Raw genomic sequence first — 11,005 nt, 5'->3', positions numbered from 1 at the left:
CGATCAGGGGGCGAGCTCCAGGCGGCGGAGGCACTCCTCCCGACCCATCACGAGCATCACGTCCCCTTCGCGAAAAACGTAGGCGGCGTTCGGGAGCTGATCCATCACGGAATCGCCCTCCTCCCCCTTTCGCTTGATCAGCAGAATGGTCACATCGTATCGCTTCCGGATGGCGATGTCCGCCATGGTGCGCCCCAGGAAGCTCGCCGGGGCCGGGATTTCGGTCATGCTCATGCCCCCCGCGCCCGGAATCGCCCTCGCCTCCGCCCCGCTTCCGACGGCCACGCTCATGCTCGACGCCATGTCCCTCTTGAACAGTTCCGCCTCGTAGCGGCGAATCACGTCCTCCGGCCAGACCGAACCGATCACCCGATCGCCCTCCAGCACCGGCGCCTCGAAACGGTAGTGGCCGAAACGGGTCATCACGCCGTCCAGTGCGTCTTCGGGGAAGACGGCGAGGAACCCCGACTCCTGCATCATGTCCTGGGCGATCAGGAGCGAGTCCATCGAATCGAGTTCGTTCAGGATCGGACGGATGTCGTTGATGGTGATCACGCCGAGAAGACGGTTCTCCGGGTCGACGACGAAAACCGATCCGCCCGGCTTCTCGATGAACCGGGAGACGATCGACAAAAGCCGGTCCTGGGGCTGGACGGCGGTGAACTCCGTCCGCATCACGTCCCGGACCCGCACGTTCCGGAGCACGTTGACCGTCTGCCCCTCCCGGATGTCCACGCCCCGGCGGAGCAGCTTCATGGTGTAAATGCTCGCCTTCTGGATCTGCATCGCCAGCAGCGTGGCGATGATGCAGGTGATCATCAGAGGAAGGATGATCTTGTAGTCGTTCGTCATCTCGAAGATGATCACGATCGCCGTGATCGGCGCGTGGGTGGCGGCGGCGACCACGGCCCCCATGCCGACCAGCGCGTAAGCCCCCGGCCCCGCTGTGGTCTCCGGCCAGATCGAGTGCACCCCGGCGCCGACCGCCCCTCCGGTCATCGCCCCGACGAAGAGCGAGGGGGCGAAGATCCCGCCCGATCCGCCCGAGCCGATGGTGGTCGAGACGGCCAGGATTTTGATCACCGCCAGCGCCAGGAGCAGGTGCCACACCATCCCCCCCTTGAGGGCCTCCCCGATCGCCTCATAACCGACGCCGTAGATCTCGGGAAACTTCAGGGCGATGACGCCGATCATGGCGCCGCCCAGGACCGTCTTGGCCGGTCCGGGGATGGGGACGGCGTCGAAGAGATCCTCGGCGCCGTAGAGAACGCGGACGAAGGCGAGCGCCGTCAGTCCGGCGATGACGCCAAGGAGGGCGTAGGCGAACAACTCCGCCGGGTTGACCAGCGCGTAATGGGGAACCTCGAAGGCGGGGAAGTCGCCGAGGAAGCGGCGGCTCACCACCGTGGCGGCGACGCTGGAGATGACGATCGGCGAGAACTGGGAGACGCCGAAATCGCCGAGGATCACCTCCACCGCGAAGAGGGCGCCCGCCACCGGCGCGTTGAATGTTCCGGCGATCCCCGCGGCGGCGCCGCAGCCGACCAGCGTGCGGAGGCGCCTCTCCCCCATCCGGAGCCACTGGCCGATCGCCGAGCCGAGGCTCGAACCGATCTGCACGATCGGCCCCTCGCGGCCGACGGATCCGCCGGAGGCGATACAGATACCGGAGGCGATCATCTTGGCGATCACCACCCGCGGGCGGATGCGCCCGCCCCGGAGCGCCACCGCCTCCATCACCTCCGGCACGCCGTGCCCCTTGGCCTCGCGTGCGAAGAAGTGAATGATGAGCCCCACCAACAGGCCGCCCGCCGCGGGCACGCCGATCTTCCACCACGCCGGGAGACTCCGAACATGATCCAGAAGAAAAGTGTCGTTTCGCCAGGCGAACACCTGCACGAAATGGATGAAACGACGAAAAGCGACGGAAAAGAGGCCGCCCAACAGGCCGATGGCGAGCGCCACCAGGACCATGTAGACGTGTTCGGTCTGTCGCAGGCGGTCGTGCAGTTTACCGATCATGCGTTCCCCGGAGCGTCGCGGGCCGGAGACGATCACGGCGACGCGCGGCGGCCCATTCGAAGGGTGGAGGCCCGCGGCTCGGCGGGCGGGTTCTCGACTGCCGGGGAATGGCCCGGCCCCACCGGGAAAAGACCGGCCCCCGGGGACCGGTCTCGCCCATGTTGACACATCGGACCCGCGGCGGGCAAGGGGAGACCGACCGCGCGGGGGGGATCGCGTCGGCGGCGCCCCTCAGCCGCCCGCTTCGCCCCTCTCCTTCGCGCGGAGGGCGAGGGCCACGCGCTCGGCGGTGATCGGCATGTCGCGAAGCCGCACGCCGACGGCGTTCTCCAGGGCGTTCGCCACCAGCGGCGCCGCCGGGATCATGGTGTGCTCCCCCACGCCGCGCGCGCCGAAGGGACCGTCCGGCTGGGGCACCTCCACCAGAATCGACGTCATCCGGTCGGGAATGTCCATGGCCGTCGGTATTTTATAGTCGGTGAAATTCGGGTTCACCAGCCGGCCCTTTTCGTCGAAACGCATGTCCTCGTAGAGCACGGTGGCGAAACCCTGCACCAGCCCTCCGGTGATCTGCCCCCGCACCAGTTCCGGATGGATCGCCCGGCCCACGTCCACGGCGAGCACCGCGTGGCGCACCCGCATCTTCCCCGTGCGACGGTCCACCTCCAGCACCGCGCCGGCGGCGCCGACGGTGTAGTGCACGTTCGGATGGCCGCCCTGGCTCGTTTCGGGATCGCTGAGCGCCGAGGCGAACTCGGGAAGAAAGATGCCGCTCCCCAGGATCGGTCCCCCTTTGAATGTGCCGTCGCCGGTCTGGACGCCGGCGATGACGAAATCGCGGTAGGGGAGGACGAAATCGGGGGCGGTGCGGCAACGGACCGCCTCCCCTTCCAGGAAGAGCGCGCCCCGGTCGTGCCCGAAGACGCGGACCACCAGGTCGAAGATCTTCTCCCGGGCGTCCTCGGCGGCGCGGAGCACCGCGTTGCCGCAGCTCCAGGTGACGTGCGAGCCGACGGTCTGCCACTCATAGGCGTTCCGGTCCGTGTCGGGCGTCTCGACGCGCACCTTCTCCACCGGCAGGGCGAGCACTTCCGCGGCGATCTGCGCCATGGCGGTCATGTAACCTTGGCCGATCTCCATCCCCGAGACGGCGAGGTTCACGCTCCCATCCTCGTTGAACTTGAGGAACGCCGCCGACGAGGCGTTGGGGGGCATGGCCGGCGCCTTCCAGAAGAGGGAGAACCCCTTTCCCAGGACGCGGTCCGGATCGTCACTCGTCTCCTTCTCGCCCCAGCCGATCGCCTCGGCGGCGCGGTCGATACACTCCATCAAGCCCGAAGGATTCATCGGCGCGCCGTAGGGGAGCGGATCCCCGGGGGCGATGGCGTTTCGCCGACGGATCTCCACCGGGTCCATGCCGATCCCGGCCGCGAGCCGGTTCATGTGGGACTCCACGCCGAAGTGGAACTCGGAGTAGCCGAAACCGCGGTAGGGACCGCCGGGGGGCAGGTTAGTATAGATACAAAGCGAATCGATCTTCAGGTTCGGGATCCGATAGGGTCCGGTCGCGGAGAGGCCCGCGGCGTTCACCACGTTGGCGCCGTACTCCACATAGGCGCCGGCGTCCCAGTAGAGGGTGTGCTCCATGGCGGTGAGGACGCCGTCCTTGCGGACTCCCATTTTCAGCCGCGCCCGGAGGCCCTGCCTCTGGTAGGTGTTGACGAACTCCTGCTCGCGCGTGAAGCGAAGCTTCACCGGCCGTCCCTTCGCCGCCACGGCGAGGGCGACGCCCAGGATCTCCATGGAGACGCCCGCCTTCCCCCCGAAGCCGCCCCCCACGTAGGGGGTGATCACCCGGACGTTCTGGTGGGTGAAACCGAGCGGCGCGAGGGTTTCGGCGAAGACGTGGCGCTGCGTGTAGGGGGACTGAGAGGAGGACCAGAGGGTGAGGCGGCCGGCGGGATCGAGCAGTCCGACGATCACGTGCGGCTCGATGGCGCAGTGCGCGTAACGCGGAACGGTGTAGAGGTCCTCCAGCACGAAGTCCGCTTCGGCGAAGCCGGCCTCCGCGTCGCCGCGCCTTGTTTTCCGCCAGTGGGCGATGTTGGTCCCCGCCTTCGGGAAGAACCAGGGAACGTGGGGGTAGTCGCCCAGATCGGGGTGGATCCGTTCGCCTTCTTCCTCCAGCGCCTCCATCGGGTCCAGGATCGGCGGCAGCACCTCGTACTCGACCCGGACCAGCCTGGCGGCGCGGGCGGCCGTCTTCGGGTCCCGGGCGATCACGCCGGCGACCTGCTCGCCGACGAAACGGACACGGTCCCGGGCGAAGATGTATCGGTCCTTCATGTACAAACCGAAGTGATAGGGGAAATCCTCGGAGGTCACCACCCGCACCACGCCGGGGAGCCGTTCCGCCTCGGAGGCGTCGATGGAGAGAATCCTGGCGTGGGCGTGCGGGCTCTCCACGATCGCCCCGTGCAGGAGCCCCGGCCCGAAATCGATGTCGTCCACGTAGGTCGCCGCACCGGTCACCTTCTCCAGGCCGTCGATCCGGACGGGAGAACGACCCACTTGGGCGTACGGGGGGTTCATTCCCCCGGCGGTCGGTTTCGCCTTCACCGCTTCTCCTCCGCGCCCGCCGCGCGGAGCACGGCCCGGACGATCGGTTCGTATCCGGTGCAACGGCAGAGATTTCCGGAGATCGCCTCCTTCACCTCGTCCTCGGTCGGATTCGGGTTCTCCCGCAGCAGTTCCGTCGCGGCGAGGATCACGCCCGGCGCGCAGAAGCCGCACTGGAAGGAGTTCTCCTCGAGGAAGGCGTTCTGGAGCGGCGTGAGGCCGTCCCGGCCGAGCCCCTCCACGGTGGTCACCTCCATCCCGTCCGCCTCGACGGCGAGGACGAGACAGCTCCGCGCGGTCCGTCCGTTCAGAAGGACGGTGCAACTCCCGCAGTCTCCCCTCTCGCACCCCACCTTGGGGCTCTTCACGCCGATCCGGTCGCGGAGCGTCTCCAGAAGGGTGTCGTTCGGCTCCACGTCGATGCGCCACTCTTCGCCGTTCACGACGAGGGTGATGGTCCTTTTCATAGCAACCTCGTTCCGTAAGGGGGACCTTCGCCCCGAAGCCGGGCGCGGGCGGCGGCGAGCCCGCGCTCGAACATCACTTCCGTCATCCGCCCCCGGTACTCCTTGCAGGCGCGCACGTCGTCGATGGGGGCGATCTCACGGGGGAGGATCGCGATCGCCTCCGCGAGAAGCGCCTCGTCCGGCTCCTTGCCGCGGAGCAATTTCTCGATCCGCTCTCCCCGAACCGGCGTGGGGGCGACGGCGCCGAAGGCGACCCGCGTCTCGCCTCCGGGGAGGACGAGCAACGCCACGCTCGCCTGGGCGAGGTCCTCGCCGTCATAGCGGCCGAGCTTCACGTAGCAACCGCCGTGGGGATTCCCGGGGAGGGGAACGTCGATCGCCTTCACGATCTCGCCGCGGCGGAGCGACGTCCGGCGCGGACCGACGAACCAGTCCCCGATCGGAACGGCACGCTCCCCCTCCGGTCCCTCGACGACCACCTCCGCCTCGAGCACGAGGAGCGGCGGTCCCATGTCGCAACAGGGAACGGCGGAACAGATGTTCCCCACCGGCGTCGCCCGGTTCCGAATCCCTCGCGAAGCGACGGAACGGGCCGCCTCCCACAGGAGCGGCAGCTCTTCCCGGACCTCCCGCGATTCGATCAGGTCGGTGAAGGCGGCGAGCGCGCCGATCCGGATTCGCCCCGCCTTCTCGAAGGCGCCGATCCGATCGAGCCCCTCGATTCCCTTCAGGTCGATCAGCAGGCTCGGCTGGGCGAACCCGTCCCGGATCCATCCGATCAGGTCGGTCCCCCCCGCCAGAACCCGCGCCCCGTCGCCGGCATCGCGCAGGATCGACGCCGCCTCGGCGAGCGTTTTCGGTTTCCGATACTCGAACGCGTGGGCCAGGGTCATCGTCCCCCTCCCTCCTACTCCGGCGGCAGGAACGCCACGATCCGGCACATGGAGGATTCCAGCTCGATTCCACGGAGCGGGAAGCAGCCGATCCACATCCGGCGGTTCCCCACCTCTTCGATTTCGCCTCCCAGGTTCTCGGCGTGAACGAGTTTCTTGGGGAAGAGCTTGAGGTGCATCACCTGGTAATACTCGTCCTGCGGGAACATCTCGTCCCACCCCTTGCCGTGGTCCCTCTTCAGTTTCTCCTCCGCCTCGCGGAAGAGGGCGGGGTGCCAGTTCCGGATGATGGTGTTCATCGGATGGTCGGCGCTTCCGCAGTCGACGCCGATCCATTTGATCCCCATCTCCAGCGCCCATTCGTGAAAGCCGGGGCCGGGACCGGGATGCTTGACGAAATAACGAATCTCGTCGGAGCCGGGCTGATCCCAGGAGTACCGGTGGTAACCGGTGTCGATGATCAGGATGTCCCCCTTCTTCACCTCCACCCGGGAAGTGATCATCTCCGGCGTGTACAGGCCGTAGTCCTCGACGGAATCGGAGATGTCCGCCACCACGCCCGGGCCGATCCACTCCTCGAGCGGCACCTGGCCGATCGCACGACCGCTGGCGTGGAAGTGGATCTCGCCGTCCATGTGGGTGCCCACGTGGTTGCTGGTGGTGACGATCTGCCCGTTCGCTCCCTGTCCGATGTGGGCGCCGGCGAGGCGTTTGAAATATTGCAGCCCGAGCGGCATATAACTGGGCCAGGGGGGCGTGTGGATGCTGAGCCGTTGGGTGAGATCGTAGACGCGGACCCGGTTCATGAATCCCAGAAACTCTTCCGTTCGCATGTCGTTCCTCCCGGGGGCGGGAAATTAGGTTGATTCCTCCAGTTTTTTCGCGAGCCCCTCGTAGGCCCGCCGGAAGGGCTCCGAGGGGGCGCGGAGCACGCCGGCGCCCACCTGGCCGATCCCCGGCTCCCGGTGGGCCACGCCGGTGTCGATGAAGGGGAGCACGTTCTTCTCGACGACCCGGACCACGTCGATCCCGGTCGGCGTGCCCCGAAAGTCGAGAACGGGAATCTGGTAGGCGCCGTTCTCCGCAACGGTGATCTCGTACATTTGCCGGGTGTAGCGGATCGCGTCCGCGGCGACGCCTCCCACGAAACGGACGATGGCCGGCGAAGCGGCGATGGCGAAGCCGCCCAGGCCCGCCGTCTCGGTGATGGCGCTGTCGCCGATGTCCGGGTTGGCGTCCTCCCGGCGGAAACCGGGAAAGAAGAGGGCGTCCGGAACCTCCGCCGGCCCGGTGAACCATTGATCGCCGGTCCCGGCGAGCCGCACGCCGAAATCCGTTCCGTTGCGCGACAGGGCGACCACCACCGAACTCCCCTCCGTGTCGCGCGCCGCGTCGAGAACGGCCTTGCAGGCGGGCATGGACAGGTTGAGGAAGAAGTGGTCGTTCCCGTCGATGAACTCGAGCACCGAGGCGGCTTCGGCCGCGTCGCGCCCGGTACGGACCAACGCCGGCGCGAGCGCCCGGTAGAGAAGGGAGGTGGCGGCCCGGTTTCTGTTGTGCACCTCGTCCCCCATGTGGAGCGCCTGGGCGATGATTCCTTTGAGATCCAAGGGACCCGTCGCCTCGACGGCGCGGCGGAGGGCGGGATAGAGGATCCGCTCCATCCAGCGGAGTTTCTCGATCACCTCCGGACCGTAGGCGCCGTAGCGGAGCACCTTGCCGAGCCCCTCGTTCAACGTGCAGTAGGCGGCGTTGCCGAAGGTTTCGTTCCGGACGACGAACACCGGCATGGAGGAAGTGATCAGTCCGGCCATGGGACCGACGGCGTCGTGTTCGTGGCAAGGGGCGAAGCGGATCGCGCCGGACGCGGCGAGACGCTCCGCCTCCTCCGGCGTCGCGGCGAGCCCCTCGTAGAGGAGGCCGCCCATCACGGCGCCCCGCATGGGACCGCACATCCGATCCCAGGCGACCGGCGGTCCCGCGTGAAGAAAGAGATTCGGCTCCATGCCGGGAATGACGTCGGCGGCGCGCTCCAGACCGACCAGCTTGGGCGCGCCGGCGAGGACCGTTTCCATCGCTTGGGCGTTCGCCGTCTCGATCCGATCGGCGTGGGCGCGGATCGTTTGCGCCGCGCCCTCGTCCGTCTCCAGCGGCGGCCGCCAGTCGACCTGCACCGCCTCGGCGCCCGCGGCGTCCAGGCTCTCCTTGAAGGAGGCGAGGCCGATGTTGATCACCTTCAGGTTCTTTCCGAACGGAGATCGCGTCCTCATCGCTCCGCCTCCCTCTCCGCCGCCGCGGCGATTCGCCCCGCCAACAACGCGGCGGCCGCGTTGCTCGGCATCACCCGGGCGCCGGCGGCGGTGAGCGCCTCGATAACCCGCCCCTTCCCCTGCGGGTCTCCTTCGGTGCCCGTGACGGAAGCGACCACAGAAACGCGGCTCGCCGCGGCGTCGATCGCGCCGTCCCACGCGGCGACCGGATCCGGGTGGGCGCCGTAACCGAGCACCACGTCGAGGAGGATCACCGCCGTCTCCGGGTCCGCCGCCTCCGCCTCGATCCTCTCGTTTCGGAGCGTGTAATCGATCATCGGGTGGGGCCGGCCCCGGGTGAACTCGTCCTCCCCGAGATCGACCAGAGTGTGCCCTTCACTCTTCAATGAATCGGCGAGTTTCTCCGCGCCCCCCACCGGATGGTTGGAGCGGATCGGCGCGAGGATCGGCGCGAGAAGGATCTGGGCCTCGGAGCAGAAGGTCCCGCCGCTGAAAAGCCCCCGGAGCCAGCGTCGAGGGGGTTTTCGCAGCGCGGCCTCGTCGGCGGCGATCCGCGCGATCTCCTCCCCCCGCGCGGCGATGCGGCGCTTCACCTCCGCCGTGTCGCCCCCCCGTGCGAGGAGGGCGGCCAGGAGGGCCGCTTCCTCGAGCGACGAAGGGCCGCCCTCCACAGCCGAGCCGAGGAAGAACTCCACCACCGGCTTTCCCGCGGCGCGCGCCGCATCCCGGATCCGAGCGAGCACCTCCGGATGGGGCGGCTTGGCGATCAGCAGAATCACGCGGGTCGCTTCGTCCGCGGCGAGCGCCTCGATCCCTTGCAGGAAGGTGATCCCCCCCACCTCGCGGCTCACGTCCCGTCCGCCGGTCCCGATCGCCTGCGAAACGCCCGCCCCCTCGGCATCCAGAAGACAGCTCACCTCCTGGAGGCCCGTCCCCGAGGCGGCCACGATCCCCACCGATCCGCGCCGCACCACGTTCGCGAAGGCGAGCGGCACGCCGTTCCAGATCGCCGTGCCGCAGTCCGGTCCCATCACCAGAAGACCCCGCTCACGGGCGAAGCGTTTCAGCTCCACCTCCGTTTCGAGCGGCACGTTGTCGGAGAAGAGCATCACGTGAAGGCCCGCCTCGAGCGCCTTTCGCGCCTCCGCGCCGGCCCACCTCCCCGCCACGGAGACGAGCGCCAGGTCCGCGCCGGGAAGAACGCGAAGCGCTCCCTCGAGGCTCGACGGACGGACCTCCTCATCCTCGCGGCCCGATCGCGCCCCCGCCCCCCGCAACGCCTCCTCCGCCGCGTCGAGCGCCGCCTCCGCGCGCTCTCCGTCCTCCGCCCCCACGCCGATCAACAGGTCCGTCGCCGCGGCGGATTCGAACGCCTCGATCCAGAGACCGGAGGCGCGCAGGATCGTCTTGTTCTCCTCGGTCCCCATGACGAGCGCCGCGTCCGTCACCCCCTCGCGCGCGGCGACCGCTTTTCCCACCGTCATCAGGGCCACCGAATCGTGGTAGGCGCCCTTCCGTACGCGGCCGGTCACGATCATGCTTCTCCGTCCTCTCTCCCGACGCGTTCGAATCCGAGCCGCAGGCCGAGAAAAACACCGGTGGCCGTGTCGGCGCCGGAGGTGGCGCCCGAGTCGATCAATTCTTCGCTCCGCATCGCCGTCTCTTCGCTCCCGCCCGAGAGGAGCGCCTCGGCGAGATTCTTCAATCGCTCCGGGAAAGCCCCCTCCCCGGCGAGGGCGAGGTAGGCTTCGGAGAGCGTTTCGCCGGGAGGATCGAGAGCGGCGCGGATCTCCGCCCGGCGCTCCCCCGCCGCAGGATCGCCGAGCGCCTCCCGCAGGCGAAGCGTCGCGAGAAGTCCGGTGAGAAAATCGTCGCCGCTCGGCGTCAGCCCGAAACCGGAGCCGCGGATTCGCGCCGTCCCTTCCCCGGTCCGTCCGGTCCGGATTTTCTCCCAACCGCCCCGCATTCTCTCCGCGTAGGTCCTCTCGAACCCGGCGCGCAGCGCCTCCTCCCGCCGCCGATCGATCAGAAAGGCGAGGCTCTTCGGGTGGGCGAGACGGAGAAGCGTTTTCTCCAGAACCCACGCGTTCTCCCTCAGCCGCTTCGCGTCCCATCCCACGGCGTCGAGAGTGGATCGATAGACCGCGTCTTCATCGAACCGGAGAACGGCCTCGTCCAGACGAACCGCGCTCCGCTCCACCGTCACGGAAAGGAGGCGTGCGGGTAGGCCGCCCCGCAAGGTCACACGAATGGGACCCCGGCCGAGGGACTCTTCGGCCACCGCCAGCCAGCCGCCGGGCCCGTGAAAATCGGCCGCCCGGCGGAAGCGCGCCCGGAGGCCGTAGCGCCCCGGCCGCACACGGTCCCCCACGGCGACCAGAACGATCACGCCTTCCGGAACACCAGGCCGAAGCGCGAGTCGTACGCCTCGCGCCGGACCTCCTCCACCCTTCCCACCACCGCCATGCCGATCCGGGGATCCGTGATTTCGATCTGCCCGGTTACCCGGATCCCGTTCTCCAACTCCACGATCGCCAAGCCCAGCTTGGCCACCTCGAAATCGGCGGGGAGAGTATGGACGAAGGTATAGGTCAGAATCTTTCCCTTCTTCGGAAGCGCCACGGTGTCGAACTCGAAGAAGTCGTTGTCGCCGCACCCCTTGCAAACCATGCGGAAGGGGTAATGCATCTCGCCGCACTTCCGGCACTTGTACGCGTATAGTTCCCGGCCCATC

At 68.3% G+C, this 11,005-nt stretch carries 9 protein-coding genes; all 9 read right to left on the bottom strand.

Going from position 1 to position 11,005, the window contains the following annotated elements; translation table 11 throughout:
- Nucleotides 1-3: 3 nt before the first annotated feature.
- Entirely contained in the window at nucleotides 4-2,022 is a 2,019-nt protein-coding gene (locus JW958_01330; GenBank protein MBN1824875.1) for a chloride channel protein, read from the bottom strand.
- Between the two features lie 231 nt (nucleotides 2,023-2,253).
- A complete protein-coding gene (locus tag JW958_01325) occupies nucleotides 2,254-4,614 on the bottom strand; it encodes a xanthine dehydrogenase family protein molybdopterin-binding subunit (protein ID MBN1824874.1) in 2,361 nt (786 codons plus the stop codon).
- 23 nt (nucleotides 4,615-4,637) lie between these two features.
- Nucleotides 4,638-5,108 (bottom strand): (2Fe-2S)-binding protein, encoded by a 471-nt coding sequence (locus JW958_01320; protein ID MBN1824873.1) that lies wholly within the window; start codon nucleotides 5,106-5,108, stop codon nucleotides 4,638-4,640.
- Nucleotides 5,105-6,001 (bottom strand): xanthine dehydrogenase family protein subunit M, encoded by an 897-nt coding sequence (locus JW958_01315; GenBank protein ID MBN1824872.1) that lies wholly within the window; start codon nucleotides 5,999-6,001, stop codon nucleotides 5,105-5,107. Before JW958_01315 ends, JW958_01320 begins: the two co-directional genes overlap by 4 nt.
- Nucleotides 6,002-6,015: 14 nt before the next feature.
- Nucleotides 6,016-6,834 (bottom strand): cyclase family protein, encoded by an 819-nt coding sequence (locus tag JW958_01310; GenBank protein ID MBN1824871.1) that lies wholly within the window; start codon nucleotides 6,832-6,834, stop codon nucleotides 6,016-6,018.
- A 24-nt stretch (nucleotides 6,835-6,858) separates the two neighbouring features.
- Nucleotides 6,859-8,271: a DUF1116 domain-containing protein gene (locus tag JW958_01305; GenBank protein ID MBN1824870.1), complete on the bottom strand. Its 1,413-nt coding sequence runs from the start codon at nucleotides 8,269-8,271 to the stop codon at nucleotides 6,859-6,861.
- Nucleotides 8,268-9,809, bottom strand: coding sequence for an acyl-CoA synthetase FdrA (gene fdrA / locus JW958_01300; GenBank protein MBN1824869.1), 1,542 nt, complete (start codon nucleotides 9,807-9,809; stop codon nucleotides 8,268-8,270). Before fdrA ends, JW958_01305 begins: the two co-directional genes overlap by 4 nt.
- Nucleotides 9,806-10,660, bottom strand: coding sequence for a DUF2877 domain-containing protein (locus JW958_01295; GenBank protein ID MBN1824868.1), 855 nt, complete (start codon nucleotides 10,658-10,660; stop codon nucleotides 9,806-9,808). The genes fdrA and JW958_01295 overlap by 4 nt, the downstream gene beginning before the upstream one ends.
- On the bottom strand, nucleotides 10,657-11,004 hold the full coding sequence (locus JW958_01290) for an OB-fold domain-containing protein (GenBank protein MBN1824867.1): 348 nt from the start codon (nucleotides 11,002-11,004) through the stop codon (nucleotides 10,657-10,659). Before JW958_01290 ends, JW958_01295 begins: the two co-directional genes overlap by 4 nt.
- Between the last annotated feature and the right edge of the window lies 1 nt (nucleotide 11,005).

The sequence above is a fragment of the Candidatus Eisenbacteria bacterium genome (assembly GCA_016930695.1).
Lineage (GTDB): Bacteria > Orphanbacterota > Orphanbacteria > Orphanbacterales > Orphanbacteraceae > JAFGGD01.
The sequence above is the reverse complement of the archived record's forward strand: the minus strand, read 5'-3'. Positions and strand labels throughout refer to the sequence as shown.

What these genes read in the sequence shown, in the direction of transcription:
- JW958_01330 (MBN1824875.1), bottom strand. Translation starts at nt 2,022, where the DNA reads ATGATCGGTAAACTGCACGACCGCCTGCGACAGACCGAACACGTCTAC.
- JW958_01325 (MBN1824874.1), bottom strand. Translation starts at nt 4,614, where the DNA reads ATGAACCCCCCGTACGCCCAAGTGGGTCGTTCTCCCGTCCGGATCGAC.
- JW958_01320 (MBN1824873.1), bottom strand. Translation starts at nt 5,108, where the DNA reads ATGAAAAGGACCATCACCCTCGTCGTGAACGGCGAAGAGTGGCGCATC.
- JW958_01315 (MBN1824872.1), bottom strand. Translation starts at nt 6,001, where the DNA reads ATGACCCTGGCCCACGCGTTCGAGTATCGGAAACCGAAAACGCTCGCC.
- JW958_01310 (MBN1824871.1), bottom strand. Translation starts at nt 6,834, where the DNA reads ATGCGAACGGAAGAGTTTCTGGGATTCATGAACCGGGTCCGCGTCTAC.
- JW958_01305 (MBN1824870.1), bottom strand. Translation starts at nt 8,271, where the DNA reads ATGAGGACGCGATCTCCGTTCGGAAAGAACCTGAAGGTGATCAACATC.
- fdrA (MBN1824869.1), bottom strand. Translation starts at nt 9,809, where the DNA reads ATGATCGTGACCGGCCGCGTACGGAAGGGCGCCTACCACGATTCGGTG.
- JW958_01290 (MBN1824867.1), bottom strand. Translation starts at nt 11,004, where the DNA reads ATGGGCCGGGAACTATACGCGTACAAGTGCCGGAAGTGCGGCGAGATG.